Source organism: Paracoccus hibiscisoli (assembly GCF_005048265.1).
GTDB lineage: Bacteria > Pseudomonadota > Alphaproteobacteria > Rhodobacterales > Rhodobacteraceae > Paracoccus > Paracoccus hibiscisoli.
This window is the reverse complement of the sequence record NZ_SUNH01000042.1, coordinates 1-19040: the sequence shown is the minus strand read 5'-3', so window position 1 is coordinate 19040 and position 19040 is coordinate 1. Positions and strand designations below refer to the sequence as shown.

Annotated in this window: 17 protein-coding genes; 15 read left to right on the top strand and 2 right to left on the bottom strand. The window is 68.7% G+C overall.

Features of this window, described 5'->3' with window-relative positions; all coding sequences use genetic code 11:
* Nucleotides 1-394: 394 nt before the first annotated feature.
* The gene (locus FA740_RS17980; protein WP_136858209.1) at nucleotides 395-1339 is read left to right on the top strand and encodes a 2-hydroxyacid dehydrogenase; all 945 of its coding nucleotides are present in this window, start codon (nucleotides 395-397) and stop codon (nucleotides 1337-1339) included.
* Here FA740_RS17980 and FA740_RS17975 read toward each other — a convergent pair.
* On the bottom strand, nucleotides 1317-2258 hold the full coding sequence (locus FA740_RS17975) for a LysR family transcriptional regulator (protein WP_136858208.1): 942 nt from the start codon (nucleotides 2256-2258) through the stop codon (nucleotides 1317-1319). The two genes, FA740_RS17980 and FA740_RS17975, sit on opposite strands and share 23 nt — an antisense overlap.
* A gap of 133 nt (nucleotides 2259-2391) precedes the next feature.
* Between FA740_RS17975 and chvE the strand changes: the two genes are divergently transcribed.
* The 13 genes from chvE (at nucleotide 2392) to FA740_RS17910 (ending at nucleotide 18059) form a co-directional block, all read left to right on the top strand.
* Entirely contained in the window at nucleotides 2392-3447 is a 1056-nt protein-coding gene (gene chvE, locus FA740_RS17970; protein WP_136858207.1) for a multiple monosaccharide ABC transporter substrate-binding protein, read from the top strand.
* A gap of 49 nt (nucleotides 3448-3496) precedes the next feature.
* On the top strand, nucleotides 3497-5011 hold the full coding sequence (mmsA, locus tag FA740_RS17965) for a multiple monosaccharide ABC transporter ATP-binding protein (RefSeq protein WP_136858206.1): 1515 nt from the start codon (nucleotides 3497-3499) through the stop codon (nucleotides 5009-5011).
* Nucleotides 5012-5020: 9 nt separating this feature from the next.
* Entirely contained in the window at nucleotides 5021-6211 is a 1191-nt protein-coding gene (gene mmsB, locus FA740_RS17960) for a multiple monosaccharide ABC transporter permease (protein WP_136858205.1), read from the top strand.
* A 1-nt stretch (nucleotide 6212) separates the two neighbouring features.
* A complete protein-coding gene (gene araD1, locus FA740_RS17955) occupies nucleotides 6213-7199 on the top strand; it encodes an AraD1 family protein (RefSeq protein WP_136858204.1) in 987 nt (328 codons plus the stop codon).
* A 10-nt stretch (nucleotides 7200-7209) separates the two neighbouring features.
* Entirely contained in the window at nucleotides 7210-8952 is a 1743-nt protein-coding gene (araD, locus tag FA740_RS17950; protein WP_136858203.1) for an L-arabinonate dehydratase, read from the top strand.
* Entirely contained in the window at nucleotides 8952-9857 is a 906-nt protein-coding gene (locus FA740_RS17945; RefSeq protein ID WP_136858202.1) for a Gfo/Idh/MocA family protein, read from the top strand. Before araD ends, FA740_RS17945 begins: the two co-directional genes overlap by 1 nt.
* 10 nt (nucleotides 9858-9867) lie before the next feature.
* Entirely contained in the window at nucleotides 9868-11376 is a 1509-nt protein-coding gene (locus FA740_RS17940) for an aldehyde dehydrogenase (NADP(+)) (protein WP_136858201.1), read from the top strand.
* Between the two features lie 50 nt (nucleotides 11377-11426).
* The gene (gene ytfQ / locus FA740_RS17935; protein ID WP_136858200.1) at nucleotides 11427-12377 is read left to right on the top strand and encodes a galactofuranose ABC transporter, galactofuranose-binding protein YtfQ; all 951 of its coding nucleotides are present in this window, start codon (nucleotides 11427-11429) and stop codon (nucleotides 12375-12377) included.
* Nucleotides 12378-12429: 52 nt separating this feature from the next.
* Complete coding sequence (locus tag FA740_RS17930) at nucleotides 12430-13923, top strand: sugar ABC transporter ATP-binding protein (protein ID WP_136858199.1); 1494 nt, start codon at nucleotides 12430-12432, stop codon at nucleotides 13921-13923.
* Nucleotides 13920-14918, top strand: coding sequence for an ABC transporter permease (locus FA740_RS17925; RefSeq protein ID WP_136858198.1), 999 nt, complete (start codon nucleotides 13920-13922; stop codon nucleotides 14916-14918). The genes FA740_RS17930 and FA740_RS17925 overlap by 4 nt, the downstream gene beginning before the upstream one ends.
* Nucleotides 14915-15874: a galactofuranose ABC transporter, permease protein YjfF gene (gene yjfF, locus FA740_RS17920; protein WP_136858197.1), complete on the top strand. Its 960-nt coding sequence runs from the start codon at nucleotides 14915-14917 to the stop codon at nucleotides 15872-15874. Before FA740_RS17925 ends, yjfF begins: the two co-directional genes overlap by 4 nt.
* Before the next feature lie 160 nt (nucleotides 15875-16034).
* The gene (locus FA740_RS17915; protein ID WP_136858196.1) at nucleotides 16035-17108 is read left to right on the top strand and encodes a hypothetical protein; all 1074 of its coding nucleotides are present in this window, start codon (nucleotides 16035-16037) and stop codon (nucleotides 17106-17108) included.
* A gap of 15 nt (nucleotides 17109-17123) precedes the next feature.
* Nucleotides 17124-18059 (top strand): alpha/beta fold hydrolase, encoded by a 936-nt coding sequence (locus tag FA740_RS17910; RefSeq protein WP_136858195.1) that lies wholly within the window; start codon nucleotides 17124-17126, stop codon nucleotides 18057-18059.
* Here FA740_RS17910 and FA740_RS17905 read toward each other — a convergent pair.
* Complete coding sequence (locus tag FA740_RS17905; RefSeq protein ID WP_136858194.1) at nucleotides 18026-18604, bottom strand: DedA family protein; 579 nt, start codon at nucleotides 18602-18604, stop codon at nucleotides 18026-18028. The two genes, FA740_RS17910 and FA740_RS17905, sit on opposite strands and share 34 nt — an antisense overlap.
* A 258-nt stretch (nucleotides 18605-18862) precedes the next feature.
* Here FA740_RS17905 and FA740_RS17900 point away from each other — a divergent pair.
* A partial coding sequence (locus FA740_RS17900; protein WP_211243747.1) for a transposase occupies nucleotides 18863-19040 on the top strand: 178 nt, incomplete at its 3' end.

The following is a 19040-nucleotide window of genomic DNA, read 5'->3' as shown; positions in this document are numbered from 1 at the left end:
GCGCAGCGTTGTAAGCGGGCCAGTTCGTCGTGCGGTAGCGGGCGGGATCGGGCTTGCTCATGCTGCCCGCCTAACCGCATGAAATCGCAATGTGAATCCCTCTCAATAAAAGTTCTGCAACAACGCCCTTTTCCTGACGACCCTGAAGGGCGCGGTGACGACGGTGGTCACGGCTCGTCCGGGCGCGGCCCGCGCTGGTGGCCTGATAACCCGGCCCCGCGGAGTGTCGTGATCTACGAGGGGGCCGGGAAAAAGTTTCAGACACCGAAATGGGGCATCTGCGGGGCGGGTGGCGCTTGGTCGCAGGTGCGTGCATGCTGACCCCGTCCCGCCCGTCGCCGCGACGGGCGCCCCCGGCCCGATGCGGGCCCGAACCGCCGGAAAGCGACCGCCGATGACCCCTGACGTTCTGCTGATGACCCCGACCCGCCCCGATGCCCTGGCCCGGCTGGAGGCGGGCTATGCCCTGCACCGCCTGGACCAGGCCCCCGACCGCGACGCACTGCTGGACCGCCACGGCGCGCAGATCCGCGCCATCGCCGCCATCGGCCATGTGCCCATCGACCAGGCCCTGCTGGACCGCCTGCCCGCGTTGGAGATCATCAGCTGCGGATCGGCGGGCTATGACGCCTTTGACACCGCCGCCATCGCGGAGCGCGGGATCGTGCTGACCAACGCCTCCCCGGCGCTGGCCGAGGAGGTGGCCGACATGGCCCTGCTGCTGGCGCAGGTGGGCTGGCGCGACATGGTCGCCGCCGATGCCTGGGTCCGCAGCGGGGACTGGGCGCGCAAGGGGTCGTTCCCGCTGCAGCGGTCGTTCCGGGGGCGCAGGCTGGGCATCGTCGGCATGGGCACGATCGGGCGGCAGATCGCGGCGCTGGCGCAATTGCTGGGGCTGCAGGTCGCCTATTGGAACCGCCGCGACAAGGGCGTGGACCTGCCCTTCCAGCCCGACTTGGCGACGCTGGCCGCCGACAGCGACATCCTGATCGCCATCGTCGCGGGCGGCCCCGACACGCAGGGCCTGATCTCGGGCCCGGTGCTGGAGGCGCTTGGGCCCCAGGGGCTGTTCGTCAACGTGGCGCGCGGCAGCGTCGTCGACGAGGAGGCGATGATCGCCGCCCTGCAGGAGGGCAGGCTGGGGGCGGCGGCGCTGGACGTGTTCGCGTCCGAACCCGACCCCGACCCGCGCCTGACCGCACTGCGCAACGTGACGCTGTCGCCCCATCAGGGGTCGGGCACGGTCCAGACGCGCGACGCGATGGCGGCGCTGATGGTAGACAACCTGGACGCCCATTTCGCGGGGCGGCCGCCGATCAGCCCGGTGACGCTGGCGTGACGCGTGTGGCGCGGATCACCGCGTCGCGGATGCGCGCCGCCAGCGGCGACAGCGGGCGGCGGCGCAGCGACAGCAGGTAATAGGGCGCCACCCGGATGTCCTGGGGGTGGTTCAGCAGCGCGAATCCCGCATTGACCGGCGGGCGCATCAGCAGCTGGGCCACCTCCTCGGACACCGAGGCGATGGCGTCGCCCTGCGCCAGATAGGCGATGGTGAACAGGATCGAGGGGCTGTTCACGATGTTGCGCGGCTCGGGCAGGCCGGCGGCGGCGAATGCCTCCATCGTGGCCTCGCGGATGGGGGCGCCGCGGGATTGCATGATCCATTCCAGATCGTGCAGATCGGCCAGATCGACCCGCGCGGCCGCCGCCAGGGGGTGGCCTGCGCGCACGCAGAACGTCACCTTTTCATCGCGCAGCGGCTGGATCAGGAACTCGCGGCTGTCGAAATCGGGCAGGATGCGGGCCAGCGCGAAATCCATCTGCCCCAGGCTCAGCTGGCCCAGCAATTCGCGCGACGGCATGACGTCGACGGTGATGTCGGCCTCGGGGGTGTCGCGCTTGATCGCGCGGACCGACGAGGTCAGATAGCCGACCGCAGGCCCCGTCACCGCGCCCACATGCACCGACCCCGCCTGCCCGCCGCGCAGGGCCTGCACGTCATCGGCCATGCCCTGCATCTCGCGCAGGATGACGCGGGCGCGGCGCAGCACGGTGGTGCCGATCTCGGTCGGCGACATGCCCTTGGGCTGGCGGATGAACAGCGGCGCGCCGCATTGACGCTCGATCTCGGCCAGCATGCGCGATGCGGCGGGCTGGGTCATGGCGCAATGCGCGGCGGCCTGCTGCAGCTGGCCGGTCTCGGCGATCTCCAGGATCAGGCGCAGAGGGGCGGGTTTCAGGTGGAGATGGGGCGACATGCGGTTTCCGGTATGTTGATCGTCGTGAATGTCATTTTACTGATATGCAGCGGCTTTGCTATGGTCCCGTTCGCAGCCCCGCAACAAGGGGACCGCACAGGGGCGGCGCCACGGCGCCGAAAGGGAGGGTAACATGACATTTAAAACCGCCGCGGTCGCGCTGGCGATCGGGACCTCGTGGCTGGCCTTTGGCGCCGCGGCCCAGACCGTGGGCATCTCCATGCCCACGCAATCGTCGGCCCGCTGGATCGATGACGGCAACAACATGGTCCGCCAGTTCCAGGAGGCAGGCTACGAGACGACCCTGCAATATGCCGAGGACGACATCCCCAACCAGCTGGCCCAGGTCGAGAACATGATCAGCCAGGGGGTCGACGTGCTGGTCATCGCGGCCATCGACGGGACCACGCTGTCCAACGCGCTGGCCAATGCGGCGGCATCCGACATTCCGGTCATCGCCTATGACCGCCTGATCCGCGACACGCCGGACGTGGATTACTATGCCACCTTCGACAACTTCAGCGTCGGCGTGGCACAGGCCACGTCGCTGGTCGCGGGCCTGGAGGAGCGGTTCCCCGACGTCCAGCCCTGGAACGTCGAGCTGTTCGGCGGCAGCCCGGACGACAACAACGCCTATTTCTTCTATGACGGCGCGATGTCGATCCTGCAGCCGCTGATCGACGAGGGGCGCATCGCCATTCCGTCGGGCCAGATGGGCATGGACACGGTCGGCACGCTGCGGTGGGACGGATCGGCCGCGCAGGCGCGGATGGATAACCTGCTGTCGGCGAACTACACCCAGGCCACGGTGCATGGCGTGCTGTCGCCCTATGACGGGCTGTCGATCGGCATCCTGTCCTCGCTCAAGGGCGTGGGATACGGGTCGGGCGACCAGACCATGCCCATCGTCACCGGCCAGGATGCCGAGGTCCAGTCGGTCAAGTCGATCCGGGCCGGAGAGCAGTATTCGACCGTCTTCAAGGACACCCGAGAGCTGGCCCGCGTCACCGTCGGCATGGTCGACGCCATGCTGAAGGGCACCGAGCCCGAGGTGAACGACACCGAGACCTATGACAACGGCGTCAAGGTCGTGCCGTCCTTCCTGCTGGAGCCGGTGGGCGTCGACGAATCGAACTGGGAACAGGTCCTGATCGACAGCGGCTACTATACCGCCGAACAGCTGCAGTAAGGCGCATCGGGCCGCCCCCCGCGGGCGGCCCGGACAAGGGGGGAGAGCCATGGGCGCGCTGTTGCGAATGGACCGGATCACCAAGACCTTTCCGGGGGTCAAGGCGCTGGACGATGTCAGCCTGGAGGTGGCCGAGGGCGAGATCCACGCCATCTGCGGCGAGAACGGCGCGGGCAAGTCCACGCTGATGAAGGTGCTGTCGGGCGTCTATCCGGTCGGCAGCTATGAGGGCCAGATCACCTATGACGGCCAGCCCGCGGCCTTCGGGTCCATCCGCGACAGCGAGGATCTGGGCATCATCATCATTCATCAGGAGCTGGCGCTGGTGCCGCTGCTGACGATCGCCGAGAACATCTTTCTGGGCAACGAGCGCGCCACCCGCGGCGTCATCGACTGGCCCGAGACCTTTCGCCAGACCGAGGCGCTGCTGGCCAAGGTCGGCCTGCGAGAGACGCCCGGCACCCGCGTCGACACGCTTGGCGTAGGCAAGCAGCAGCTGGTCGAGATCGCCAAGGCACTGTCCAAGAACGTGCGCCTGCTGATCCTCGACGAACCCACCGCCGCCCTGTCCGAGGGCGACAGCCAGGCGCTGCTGGACCTGCTGCTGGAGCTGAAGGGGCAGGGCGTCACCAGCATCATCATCAGCCACAAGCTGAACGAGGTCCGCCGCGTGGCCGACAGCGTCACCGTGATCCGCGACGGCGCCACGATCAGCACGCTGGAGGCCAAGGGCCTGACCGAGGACCGCATCGTGCGCGACATGGTGGGCCGCGACATGGCGCATCGCTATCCCGAGCGCGAACGGCGTGCGGGCGAGGTGGTGTTCGAGTTGCGCGACTGGAACGTGGGCCATCCCGAACAGCGCGACCGCCGGATGATCCGCGACCTGTCGATGCAGGTCCGCGCCGGAGAGGTCGTGGGCATTGCGGGCCTGATGGGCGCGGGCCGGACCGAGCTGGCCATGAGCGTCTTTGGCCGCAGCTATGGGCGCGACATCTCGGGGCAGGTGCTGATGCACGGGCGGCCGGTCGACGTCTCCACCGTGGACCGGGCCATCGCCGCCGGGCTGGCCTATGTCACCGAGGACAGAAAGACCCTGGGCCTGATCCTGGACGAGACGATCCGCCGCAACACCGTGCTGGCCAATCTGGGCGCCGTCGCCACGCGCGGCGTCGTCGACGACGGCCGCGAGACCGAGGTGGCCGAGACCTATCGCCGGTCCCTGCGCATCCGCACGCCGTCGGTGTTCCAGAAGGTCATGAACCTGTCGGGCGGCAACCAGCAGAAGGTGGTGCTGGCCAAATGGCTGTTCACCGACCCCGAGCTGCTGATCCTGGACGAACCCACGCGCGGCATCGACGTGGGCGCGAAATACGAAATCTATAGCATCATCAACGACCTCAGCGCGGCAGGCAAGGCCGTCATCCTGATCTCGTCGGAAATGCCCGAGCTTTTGGGCCTGTGCGACCGGATCCATGTGATGAACCAGGGCCGGTTCGTGGGCGAACTGACCGCCGCCGAGGCCAGCCAGGAAGCGATCATGTCACTGATCGTCAGGGAATAGGAAACCGCAATGGTGGACCAGACAGACCACGCGCCGACCATGGGCATCGGCGCCTATGTGGCACGCCACATCCGCGAATACGGCCTGCTGGTCGCGCTGATCGCGATCATGGCGTTCTTTCAGATCGTGACGGGGGGCGTGCTGCTGCGCCCCGTCAACATCACCAACCTGTTCTTGCAGAACAGCTATATCATCATCATGGCGCTTGGGATGCTGCTGGTGATCGTGGCGGGGCATATCGACCTGTCGGTCGGCTCGGTCATGGGGTTCATCGGGGCGCTGGCGGCGGTGATGATCGTGACCATGGGCCTGCCGGTCTGGCTGACCATGGGGGTCTGCATCCTGGCGGGCATGGCGATCGGCGCGGTGCAGGGCTATTTCGTGGCCTATTGGAAGATCCCGTCCTTCATCGTCACGCTGGCGGGGATGCTGGTCTTTCGGGGGCTGTCGCTGTGGCTGCTGGCGGGACAGTCGGTCGGGCCGTTCCCGCAGAACTTCCAGCTGCTGTCGACGGGGTTCATCCCCGACCTGATGGGGGTTGGGCGTCCCAACGGCCTGGCGCTGGCATCCGGCGTGCTGGCCGTGGGGTTGATCCTGTGGATCGGGCTGCGGGGCCGGGCGCGCAATGCGCGCTACGGGATGGATGACGAACCCTTTACGCTGTTCCTGATCCGCAACGCCATCGTCGCCGCCGCGATCCTGTTCGTGACCTGGAAGCTGGCCTGGTTCCGGGGCCTGCCCAACGTGCTGCTGTCGATGGTGGTGCTGACGGTGGTCTATGTCTTCCTGACCGAGCGCACGACCATCGGGCGGCGCATCTATGCGGTGGGCGGCAATGCCAAGGCCGCGAAGCTGTCCGGCATCCGGACAGAGCGGCTGACTTTCCTGACCTTCGTGAACATGGGGATGCTGGCGGCCTTGGCGGGGCTGATCTTTGCCGCGCGGCTGAACACCGCCACGCCCCGCGCGGGCTTCGCGGTCGAGCTGGACGTGATCGCCGCCGTCTTCATCGGGGGGGCCTCGATGTCCGGGGGGGTGGGGCGCATCGTCGGCGCAGTCACCGGCGCCTTCATCATGGGCGTGATGAACAACGGCATGTCCATCATGGGCATCGGCATCGATTACCAGCAGGTGATCAAGGGCCTGGTCCTTTTGGCCGCCGTCTTCTTCGACGTCTACAACAAGAACCGTGAGGCCTGAGATGCTGTTGTCGCAACTGACCCTGACCGATGGCACCCGTGCCGTCGCCGCCCGCACCGACGGACAGGCGCATCTGGTGCCGGGCGCGACGTCGATCCGCCAGTTGGCGCTGGACGCTTGGGAGGCAGGCCGCGACCTTGCGGCCGAGATCGCGGCCCGTGGCCCTGGCACCCCGGTCGATCTGGCCGCCGCGCTGCGCGAGGGGCGGATGCTGCTGCCGCTGGACCACCCGGACCCGGCGCATCTGCACCTGACCGGCACCGGGCTGACGCATCTGGGCAGCGCTGCGACCCGCGACGCCATGCATCAGGGCGCGGAGGACACGCTGACCGACAGCATGAAGATGTTCCGCATGGGGCTGGAGGGCGGCAAGCCCCCGGCAGGCGAGGTCGGTGCGCAGCCCGAATGGTTCTACAAGGGCAACGGCCATGCAGCCGTGGCGCCGGGCGCGGCGCTGACATCGCCCGCCTTCGCGCTGGACGCCGGAGAGGAGCCCGAGCTGGCGGGCCTTTACGTCATCGCCCCCGATGGCCGCCCGCTGCGGGTGGGGTTCGCCCTGGCCAACGAGTTTTCCGACCACGTGACCGAACGCGGCAACTATCTGTGGCTGGCCCATTCCAAGCTGCGCCCCGCCAGCTATGGCCCCGAGATGCGCGTGGGCCCGCTGCCCGACCATGTCGAGGGTCACAGCCGGATCATCCGCGACGGCACGACGATCTGGGAAAAGCCGTTCCTGTCCGGAGAGGCGAACATGTCCCACAGCCTGGCCAACCTGGAACACCACCATTTCAAATATGCCATCTTCCGCCAGCCCGGCGATGTGCATGTGCATTTCTTCGGCACGGCCACGCTGTCCTTCGCCGACGGGATCACCGCGCAACCCGGCGATCGGTTCCGGCTGGACTGCGCCGAATTCGGCCTGCCGCTGGAGAACCCGCTGGCCCATGACGACACCGACGCGACCCCGGTCGCCGTCGCAACGCTGTAGAGGTGCGCGCATGAGTTTCACCCCCGCCCCGTGGCCCCGCCGCCTGCGTTCGCAGGACTGGTATGGCGGCAATTCGCGCGACACGATCTATCATCGCGGCTGGCTGAAGAATCAGGGCTATCCGCATGACCTGTTCGACGGGCGCCCGATCATCGGCATCCTGAACACCTGGTCCGACCTGACGCCGTGTAACGGCCATCTGCGCGAGCTGGCCGAAAAGGTGAAGGCCGGCGTGTGGGAGGCCGGCGGTTTCCCGGTCGAGGTCCCGGTCTTTTCGGCCAGCGAGAACACGTTCCGCCCAAGCGCGATGATGTTCCGCAACCTGGCGGCGCTTGCCATCGAGGAGACGATCCGCGGACAGCCGATGGATGGCGCCGTCCTGCTGGTCGGCTGCGACAAGACCACGCCCAGCCTGATGATGGCGGCGGCCAGCTGCGACATCCCCTCGATCGTGGTTACCGGCGGGCCGATGCTGAACGGCTGGTTCCGGGGCGAACGCATCGGCTCGGGCACGCATCTGTGGAAGTTCAGCGAGGCCGTGAAGGCCGGAGAGATGAGCCAGGACGATTTCCTGGAGGCCGAGGCGTCGATGTCGCGGTCCTCGGGCACCTGCAACACGATGGGCACGGCCAGCACCATGGCCTCGATGGCCGAGGCCCTGGGCATGGCCATGTCGGGCAATGCCGCGATCCCGGCCGTGGACAGCCGCCGCCGCGTCATGGCGCAGATGTCGGGCCGGCGCATCGTGCAGATGGTCAAGGACGACCTGAAACCGTCCGACATCATGACCCGCGACGCGTTCGAGAACGCCATCCGCGTCAACGGCGCCATCGGCGGATCGACCAATGCGGTCGTGCATCTGCTGGCCATGGCGGGGCGCGTGGGCGTGGACATCACCCTGGACGATTGGGACCGCTGCGGACGCGACGTGGCGACCATCGTGAACCTGATGCCGTCGGGGCAATACCTGATGGAGGAGTTCTTTTACGCCGGCGGCCTGCCCGTGGTCATCAAGCGCCTGGCCGAGGCCGGGCAGCTGCATAAGGGCGCCCTGACCGTCAGCGGCCAGACCATCTGGGACGAGGTCAAGGGCGTGATGAACCACAATGAGGACGTCATCCGTCCCGTGGACAACCCCCTGACCGCGCAGGGCGGCATCGCGGTCCTCAAGGGCAATCTGGCCCCGAACGGGGCGGTGCTGAAACCCTCGGCCGCCAGCCCGCATCTGCTGGTCCATCGCGGTCGGGCGGTGGTGTTCGAGGATATCGACGACTACAAGGCGCGCATCAACGACGAGGCCCTGGACATCGACGAGACCTGCGTGATGGTGCTGAAGAACTGCGGCCCGCGCGGCTATCCCGGCATGGCCGAGGTCGGCAATATGGGCCTGCCGCCCAAGGTCCTGCGCCGCGGCATCACCGACATGGTGCGCATCAGCGACGCCCGCATGTCGGGCACGGCCTATGGCACGGTCGTCCTGCACACCGCCCCCGAGGCCGCCGCCGGAGGCCCCCTGGCGGTCGTGCGCAACGGCGACATGATCGACATGGACGTGCCGAACCGCCGCCTGCATCTGGACATTCCCGATGCGGAACTGGCCGCGCGTCTGGCGGCGTGGCAGCCGCTGCCCGATCAGCCGACCAGCGGTTATGCGTTCCTGCACCAGCAGCACGTCATGGGCGCGGATACCGGGGCCGACATGGACTTCCTGCGCGGCTGCCGGGGCAATGCGGTCGGAAAGGACAGCCATTGATGAAGATCGCGCTTGTGGGCATCGGCAAGATCGCGCTGGACCAGCATGTCCCCGCGCTGAAGGACAGCCGCGACTGGACGCTGGCCGCGACCGTCTCGCGCAGCGGGCAGGTCGCGGGGGTGCCGGCCTATACCGATATCGACGCGATGCTGGCCGCCCATCCCGATGTCAGCACCGTCAGCCTGTGCCTGCCGCCGGTGCCGCGCTTTGCCGCGGCGCAGGCAGTGCTGCGCGCGGGTCGGCACCTGATGCTGGAGAAACCCCCCGGCGCCATCCTCTCCGAGGTTCACGCCCTCCAGGCGATGGCGCAGGGCGTCAGCCTCTATGCGACCTGGCACAGCCGGATGGCGCATGGGGTGGCGGGGGCGCGGGCCTGGCTGGCCGACCGGACGATCCACGGCGGCCTGATCACCTGGCGCGAGGATATCCGCAAATGGCATCCCGGCCAGGACTGGATCCTGGAGGCGGGCGGCATGGGCGTCTTTGACCCCGGCATCAACGCGCTGTCGATCCTGACCGCGATCCTGCCCCGCCCGGTGCATCTGACGGGCGCCGAGCTGGACCTGCCCGCCAACCGCCAGGCGCCCATCGCCGCGCGGCTGACCCTGTCCGACAACATCACTGCTGATCTGGATTTCCTGCAGCAGGGGCCGCAGACATGGGATATCGAACTGCAGACCGATGGCGGCACGCTGGCCCTGCGCATGGGCGGCAACCTGCTGGAGATCGACGGCCAGCCCGTCGACGGTCAGGACAGCATCATGCAGGAATACCCCGCACTTTATGCCCGCATGGCGGCGCTGGTGCGTCAAGGCGCGTCCGAGGTCGATCTGGCACCGATGGTGCTGGTCGCGGATGCGTTCACCCTGGGACGGCGGGTCACCGTCGCCCCGTTCGATTTTTGAAGGACAGACCATGACCCAATCCACGCACGGACATCACCTGATCGCGGGCGACTGGACGGCAGGCGAGACCCGCTTTCGATCCGCACCCGCCACCGGGCAGGCGCAGGAATTCGCGTCGGGCAACGCCGCCCTGGTCGATCGCGCCGTGCAGGCGGCCGAGGCGGCCTTCGCCGATTTCGCCGCCACCACCCGCGCCGATCGTGCCGCCCTGCTGGACGCCATCGCCGACCAGATCGAGGCCCGCGCCGAGGCGATCACCGCCATCGGCGCGGCCGAGACCGGCCTGCCCGAGGCCCGCCTGCAGGGCGAACGCGGCCGCACCACCGGGCAGCTGCGCCTGTTCGCCGACCACATCCGCGCGGGCGACTATCTGGACCGCCGCCATGACGCCGCGCTGCCCGACCGCCAGCCCCTGCCGCGCCCCGATCTGCGGATGATCCAGCGGCCCATCGGCCCGGTCGCGGTCTTTGGCGCGTCGAATTTCCCGCTGGCGTTTTCGACGGCGGGCGGTGACACCGCATCGGCGCTGGCGGCGGGCTGCCCGGTGGTCGTCAAGGGCCACCCCGCCCATCCCGGCGCAGGACAGATCGTGGCCGAGGCCGTTGACGCCGCCATCCGCCAGACCGGCATGCCCGCGGGCATCTTCAGCTTCATCCACGGCGACACGCATGAGGTGGGTCAGGCGCTGGTCCAACACCCGCTGATCAAGGCCGTGGGCTTTACCGGGTCCTTGCGCGGGGGTCGCGCGCTGTACGATCTGTGCGCCGGGCGCCCTGAGCCGATCCCGTTCTACGGAGAGCTGGGCAGCATCAACCCCTGCTTCCTGCTGCCCGCCGCACTGGCGGCGCGGGGCGCGCAGATCGCGCAGGGCTGGGCCGCCAGCCTGACCATGGGCGCGGGTCAGTTCTGCACCAATCCCGGTCTGGTGATCCTGCCCGCGGATCATGCCGACGCCTTTGCGGATGCCGCAGCCGCAGCCCTGGCCGAGGCCCCGGCCCAGGTCATGCTGACCGACGGCATCGCGGACGGTTTCCGCCAGGGGGCGGAGACGCTGGCCGCATCCGCCGACCCGGTGCTGCGCCATGACAGCGACGGCCGCAACGCCCGGCCCGCGGTCTTTCGCGTGGATGCCGCGCGGTTCATGGCCGATCCGGGCCTGGCGCATGAGGTCTTTGGCCCGGCGGGCCTGATCGTCGCGACCGACAGCGACGACCAGATGCTGGATCTGGCCCGCGCGCTGGAGGGTCAGCTGACGATCACGCTGCAGCTGGATGCGGGCGACACCGCGCTGGCGGGGCGGCTGATGCCGGTGCTGGAACGCAAGGCGGGCCGAATCCTGGCCAATGGCTGGCCCACCGGGGTCGAGGTCGCGGATGCGATGGTGCATGGCGGCCCCTATCCGGCCTCCACGAATTTCGGCGCGACCAGCGTGGGCACGATGGCGATCCGGCGCTGGCTGCGCCCGGTCTGTTTCCAGAACCTGCCCGACGCCCTGCTGCCGGCGGATTTGCGCGACTGAGAGGAGACAGCCGCGCGAAAAGACGACCACATCACCCAAGGGAGGCTATCATGACCAGAACTCTGATGACGACCGTCGCGGCGCTGGCGCTGTGCGGCGGGGCTGCCGCGGCGCAGACCGTGGGCTTTTCGCAGATCGGCTCGGAATCGGGCTGGCGCGCGGCAGAGACCACGCTGACCCGCCAGCAGGCCGAAGAGCGCGGCTATCAGCTGCAATTCTCGGATGCGCAGCAGCGGCAGGAGAACCAGATCGCCGCGATCCGGTCCTTTGTGGCGCAGGGCGTCGACGCGATCCTGCTGGCGCCCGTGGTGGCGACCGGTTGGGACAGCGTGCTGGAGGAGGCCGCCGAGGCCGAGATCCCCGTCGTCCTTCTGGACCGCCGCGTGGACAGCGACGAAAGCCTGTATCTGACCGCCGTGGGCTCCGATCTGGTCCATGAGGGCGAGGTCGCGGGCCAGTGGCTGGTCGATCAGGTCGCGGGCGAGGAATGCCGCATCGTCGAATTGCAGGGCACGACCGGCTCCAGCCCCGCCATCGACCGCAAGACCGGCTTCGAGACCGCCATCGCGGGCCATGACAACCTGGAGATCGTGCGCAGCCAGACCGCCGATTTCACCCGTGCCCGCGGCAAGGAGGTCATGGAGAGCTTCCTTCAGGCCGAGGGCGGCGGCGCGGATATCTGCGCGCTTTATGCCCATAACGACGACATGGCGGTCGGCGCGATTCAGGCCATCAAGGAGGCCGGTCTGGCGCCGGGCAGCGACATCCTGGTCGTCTCCATCGACGCGGTGCCCGACATCTTCCAGGCCATCGCCGCCGGAGAGGCCAATGCCACGGTCGAGCTGACGCCGAACATGGCCGGACCCGCCTTCGACGCGCTGGAGGCCTTCTGGGCCGAAGGCACCATGCCCGAAAAGTTCATCCAGACGGAATCGCGCCTGTACACCCAGGCCGATGATCCGCAGGGCGAATACGACCGCCGCAAGGATCTGGGCTACTGATGCCACGCGGGCGGGCCAGGACAGGCCCGCCCGACCCCCGAGAGGATGTCCGATGCTGCTGTCGATCCGGTCGCTGACCAAGGTCTTTCCCGGCACCCGCGCGCTGGACGATGTCGATCTGGACATCGCCGCGGGCGAGGTCCACGCCCTGCTGGGCGAGAACGGCGCGGGCAAGTCCACGCTGATCAAGTGCCTGACGGGCGCCTATCTGCGCGATGGCGGCACGATCACGCTGGAGGGCGCGCCGATCGACCCGCGATCGACCCTGCAGGCGCAGGAACTGGGCATCGGCACCGTCTATCAGGAGGTGAACCTGCTGCCCAACCTGACGGTCGCGCAGAACCTGATGTTCGGTCGCGAACCGCGCCGCTTTGGCCTGATCGACATGCGCGGGATGCGGTCGCAGGCCCGCGCGACGCTGGCGCAATACGGGTTGTCCATCGACGTGGACCGCGATCTGGGCAGTTATTCGGTGGCGATCCAGCAGATCGTGGCCATCGCGCGGGCGGTCGAAATTTCCGGCAAGGTGCTGATCCTGGACGAACCCACCGCCAGCCTGGACGCGGCCGAGGTGGCGATGGTCTTTGACGTGGTCCGCGGTCTGCGCGACCGGGGCATGGCCATCGTCTTCGTGTCGCATTTCCTGGACCAGGTCTTTGATCTGGCCGACCGGGTGACCATTCTCAGGAACGGGCGGCGCGTGGCCAGCCAGCCCATCGTGGGGTTGAGCCGCATGGCGCTGGTCGAACAGATGCTGGGCCGCGCGCTGGAGGAGGTCGTGGCCAGCCCCGCCCCCGAGGCCGAACAGGCCCCCGCCATGCTGCATTTCGACGGCATCGGCCGGGCCGGGGTCGTTGCGCCCTTTGACCTGACTGTCGCCGCCGGAGAGGTCGTGGGCCTGGCGGGCCTGCTGGGATCGGGGCGCACCGAGACGGCCGAGATGCTGTTCGGCATCCGCCCCGCCCAGACCGGCACCGCGCGGGACGCGGACGGCCCGCTGGACCTGCGCCACCCGCGCGCGGCCATCGCCGCCGGTTTCGGTTTCGCCCCCGAGGATCGCAAGACCGACGGCATCGTGGCCGACCTGTCGATCCGCGAGAACATCATCCTGGGCCTGCAGGCGCGGCGGGGCTGGGCGCGACCCATCCCGCGGGCGGAACAGAACCGCCTGGCCGACGACTATATCCGTCAGCTGGACATCCGCACCTCGGGCCGCGAAAAACCCATCGGAGAGCTGTCGGGCGGCAACCAGCAAAAGGCCGTGCTGGCCCGCTGGCTGGCGATGAATCCGCGTTTCCTGATCCTGGACGAGCCCACGCGCGGCATAGACGTGGGCGCCCATGCCGAGATCCTGCGCCTGATCCGCACCCTGACCGACAAGGGCCTGTCCCTGCTGCTCATCAGCAGCGAGCTGGACGAGCTGGTCGCCGTGGCCGACCGCGTGATCGTGCTGCGCGACCGGGCGCATGTCGCGCAGCTGACCGGGGCTGCGGTGGGCGCCGACGCGATCATGCACGCCATCGCCGGAACGGGGGACGCGGCATGACGGTCCTGTCGCGCATCGCCCCGCAGCTGATCGTGCTGGCCGCGCTGATCGCGCTGGTCTCGGTCTTCTATCCCGGGTTTCTGTCCATCGACATCCAGAACGGACGCCCCGTGGGCCCGGTCATCGACATCCTGAAACGCAGCGCGCCGGTGGCTCTGCTGGCGGTGGGCATGACGCTGGTCATCGCCACACGGGGGATCGACCTGTCGGTGGGCACGATCATGGCGATATGCGGGGCGGCGGCGGCTTGGGCGCTGACGCAGGGCCTGGGCGCGGGGGCGGCGATTGCGCTGGCCCTGACGGCGGGGCTGGCGGCGGGGCTGTGGAACGGCGTGCTGGTCGCGGTCGTGGGCATCCAGCCCTTCGTGGCGACCCTGATCCTGATGACGATGGGGCGGGGCGTGGCGCAGCTGATCACCGAAGGCCGCATCCTGACCTTTACCGATCCGGGCTTTGGCTGGGTTGGGTCGGGCGTGGCATTGGGCCTGCCGGTGCCGGTCTGGATCTGGCTGGCCACGGCGATCGCGGTCGCGGTCATCATGCGCCGCACCGCCCTGGGCCTGCTGGTCGAGGCCGTGGGCATCAACCGCCGCGCCGCCCACCTGGCGGGGGTCAACGCGACCGTCCTGCTGATCGCGGTCTATATCGCCAGCGGCTTTTGCGCGGCGCTGGCGGGCATCGTGGTGACCGCCGACATCCGCGGCGCGGATGCCAACAACGCGGGCCTGTGGCTGGAGCTGGACGCCATCCTGGCCGTGGTCATCGGCGGCAACTCCCTGCTGGGGGGGCGGTTCTCGGTCGCGGCATCGGTGCTGGGGGCGCTGATCATCCAGACGATCAGCGCGGGCATCCTGCTGGCGGGGTTCGCCTCCGAATACAACCTGATCATCAAGGCGGGGCTGGTGCTGATCATCCTGGTGCTGCAATCGCCGCGCATCGCGTCCGAATGGCGGTTGTGGCGCGACAGCCACCGCGCGGAAAGGGGCCGGACATGAACACCCGCCTGCTGCCGCTCTATGCGACGATCGCGATCTTCGTGCTGGCCTATGCGCTGGCCTACAGCCAGTTCCCGGCGATGCTGTCCACGCGGGTCATCGGCAACCTGCTGACCGACAACGCCTATCTGGGCATCGTCGCGGTGGGCATGACGCTGGTGATCCTGTCCGGGGGGATCGACCTGTCGGTGGGGTCGGTCATCGCCTTTTCGGGCGTGTTCATTGCCGTGGCTCTGCGCGACACCGGGCTGCATCCGCTGGCGGTGTTCGCGGCGCTGCTGTTGCTGACCACGGTGTTCGGAGCCGGGATGGGGTTCCTGATCGACCGGCTGGCCATGCCCGCGTTCATCGTGACGCTGGCGGGGATGTTCCTGGCGCGGGGCGCGGCCTATCTGCTGTCGGTCCAGGCGGTGCCGATCACGCATCCGTTCTACAAGCTGCTGCAGGACGCCTATTGGCTGATGCCGGGGCGGGGGCGGCTGACGCTGATCGGGGTGCTGATGCTGGCAGTCGTCGCCCTGGGCGCGGTGGTGGCGCATCGCACCCGGTTCGGCACCAGCGTCTATGCCCTGGGCGGCGGCGCGCAGACCGCGCGGCTGATGGGCGTGCCGCAGGGGCGCACGACGGTGCTGGTCTATGCGTTTTCGGGGCTGATGGCGGGCCTGTCTGGGATCGTGTTCTCGGTCTATACGGGGTCGGGCTATTCGCTGGCCACCGTGGGGACAGAGCTGACGGCCATCGCCGCGGTGGTCATCGGCGGCACGCTGCTGACGGGCGGGTCGGGCACCATGATCGGCACGCTGGTGGGCGTGCTGACGATGGGCCTGATCCAGACCTACATCGTCTTTGACGGCAGCCTGTCCAGCTGGTGGACCAAGATCGTGATCGGGCTGCTGCTGCTGGGGTTCATCCTGCTGCAAAAGGGTCTGCTGCGCCTGTCGCAGCGCGGTCGCTGACAGCGTGGGGCAGGGCGGGCGCAAGGCTGGCCTTTCGCGACGCGATCGGGCATCCTGACCCCTCGCGGCGTGGGTCGGTCCCCGCCACAACCCCAGGATAAAGCAGCACCCCGAGCATTTGACCTATTCCCGAGAGCCACAGACCCGCGCCGAGACGCCCATGCCACTCCGCCCCACGGCGGGTCCGGTCTATCCCGCCTTCAAGCGGCGCATCCCGGAACGGCTGTTCTACGTGGTTCCGGCGCTGATGTGGCTGGCCCTGTCGCTGCGCCATGGCAGCCTGACCCTGCCAAGCGCGGCCAACCCCGCCCTGGATGCGGGCGGCCTGTGGGGAGAGAGCAAGTCCCAGGGACTGGCGCTGTTCGGTCCGACCGGCCGGCGGTTCCTGCCGCCCTTCGCGAATGTCGACTGCGTGCCCGGTATCGACCGCCTGCAGGCGGCAACGCGCGCGATGGCCGATCACGCGCTGACATTTCCGGTCGTGGGCAAGCCCGACCGGGGCTATCAGGGCTGGGGCGTGCGACTTCTGAGCACGCGGGCCGAGCTGAAAGATTACCTGTCGCGCCAGCCGGACGGTGCGCAGGTGATGCTGCAGGCCCTGATCGACATGCCCGGAGAGGCCGGGATCTTCTACATCCGCCAGCCGGGGCAGGGGGCGGGGCGCATCGTGTCGATGGCCTTCGTCCATCCGCCCCATGTCATCGGCGACGGACAGCACAGCGTCGCCCAGCTGGTCGCCCGCGACCCGATCCTGCAGGCGAATGCCGCGATCTATCGCGAAAGGAACCCCGGCGCATGGGACAGCATTCCTGTGCCCGACGCGTTCCACTGCCTGACCAATGCCCGCAGCGCGCGGCTTGGCGCGGTCTATCGCAACGCGATCGATCAGGTCACCCCTGCGCTGGAGGCGGTGATCGACCGCATATCGGGTGAGATTCCCGATTTCCACTTTGGCCGGTTCGACATCCGCTTTCGCAGCGTCGAGGCGCTGCGCGAGGGTCGCGGGTTCCGCATCGTCGAGCTGAACGGCGCGGGCGCCGAGATGCTGCATATCTGGGCGGGCGACGGGACGCTGCGCGGCGCCTGGCGCACGCTGTGGCAGCAATATCGCAGCCTGTTCGCCCTGGGCGCCGCCATGCGCCGGCAGGGCCACCGCCCCGTCGGACTGATCGGCATGATCCGCCTGCAGCGCCAGCAGGAGCGCCTGCGCCGCACCTATCCGCCCAGTTCGTGACCGGAACCCCGCACCATGATCGCAGACCTGCCGCATTGCCCCGTCCCCGGTGAGATCGTCCAGCTGGCCGCCCCCGAACAGTCGCTGGCGGGCGATGCGCTGACCTTCATCCTGGAGCCGTTCCAGCCGTTGCGCGAACAGCTGATCGCGATCACCGGCATCGGCCTGGAGGCCGAGGTCGAGGGCGACGACCCGCTGCTGCGCCGCCGCGACCTGCCGACCCGTGCGGACGGTCAGCCCCTGTCCGTTCTGGCCGCCGGACAGCCGGGCGGTCAGCGGGTGATCTTCATCCATGGCAGCCCGGGACTGGGCGAGGAATGGGCAGGCTTTCTGGCCGATGTCCCCGCCGGGCGGCTGTATCTGGCCCCCGACCGGCCGGGTTTCGGCAACAGCGGCCCGACGCCGGTGACCGACCTGCAGGACCAGGCGGACGCGCTGGTGCCCCTGCTGGGCACGCCCGCGCAGCCGCCCGTGACGCTGGTCGGCTATTCCTATGGCGGCCCGCTGGCGCTGCGGCTGGCGACCGATCACCCCGACCGCGTGGCGGCCCTGCTGCTGGTGGGCGCCGCCGCCGATCCGGGGCTGGAGGAGATCCACCCCCTGCAGGAGGTCGCGGCGCTGGATTTCTTTGCCCAGATGCTGCCCACCGAACTGGCCAGCTCGAACGCAGAGCTGATGTCCCTGCGCGCGGGGCTGGAGGCGCTGGCCCGGGATCTGCCCGGTCTTCGCCTGCCGGTGACCGTCGTGCAGGGCACCGCCGACACGCTGGTGCCCGCATCGAACGCCGACTATCTTCGCGCCCATCTGGCGGTGCCCCCGGCCACGGTGATGATCGAGGGGGCGGATCATTTCCTGCCCTGGTCCCACGCCCCGGTCCTGACCCGCGCCCTGGATTGCCTGCTGGAGGCGCAGAGCGTTCAGCGGTCCGAGGCGTCCGTCCCCGACAGATAGCGTCGCGCCACCGCGCGCCCGGCCCACAGCACCGCCATCAGCACCGCAGCCCCGGCCAGCCAGGCCCATGGCCCTAGCCACTCCATCAGCACCGCATAGATGCCAAAGGCGCCATAAAACACCGCCGGAACATAGATCAGCACGATCACCGCATTGATCGCCGCAAAGCGCCGGAACCCCACCCGGAGGAACCCGCTGGCCACAAAGATCGGAAACAGCAGCCACGGCACCAGCCGCGCCAACAGCGCCGCCGCCAGCGTGCTGCGATGCAGCAGGCGGCGCCCCTGATCCAGCCGATCCTGCGCCACCCAGGCCGCGATGCGCCGATGCCGCACCGCCAGCGCGCCCAGCCCATACAGGCACAAGTCGCTGACGATCATCCCGGCGCCAAGCGCGATCAGCGCCAAGGTCGCGGTCATCTCCCCGGAGGCGGCCAGACCGGCACCCAGCAGGATGGCAGCCTCCTCCAGCACAAAGGTCGACAGGAACAACAAGGCCGCCAGAACGAGCGGATTCCCAAGATGCTGTTCGATCAGCGCTTCCAATGACGGCCCCCGTGATGCGTTCGGATCATGCCGCACCAGATGTCCCGTTTCGACTGCCCGAGGCAAGAGACCCCCGCCATTTTCACCGCCCTTTAGATTGTTGAACACCCGAGCATAGGACTTGTGCCGCACGTCCGCCGCGCCGTTGGCACGGACCTCATGGGGTTAGCCGCTGCACCAAGGGGTCAAAACGGCTCTGTTGCACAAATCGCGTGAGGGATTCATCTTGCGGGTCCATCGTGGTAGCTGGGGGTCGGCATGAGCCGACCCAGCCCCTTCGCCTACAAGACCAGGAATTGGCCCGCCTATAACGAAGCTCTGAAGCGTCGTGGCTCGCTGACGATCTGGTTCGATCCCGAGATGACCTGGGAGGCCAGGCCAACAGGCAAACGTGGCCGACAGCCTGACTATAGTGACGCAGCCATCCAGACCTGCC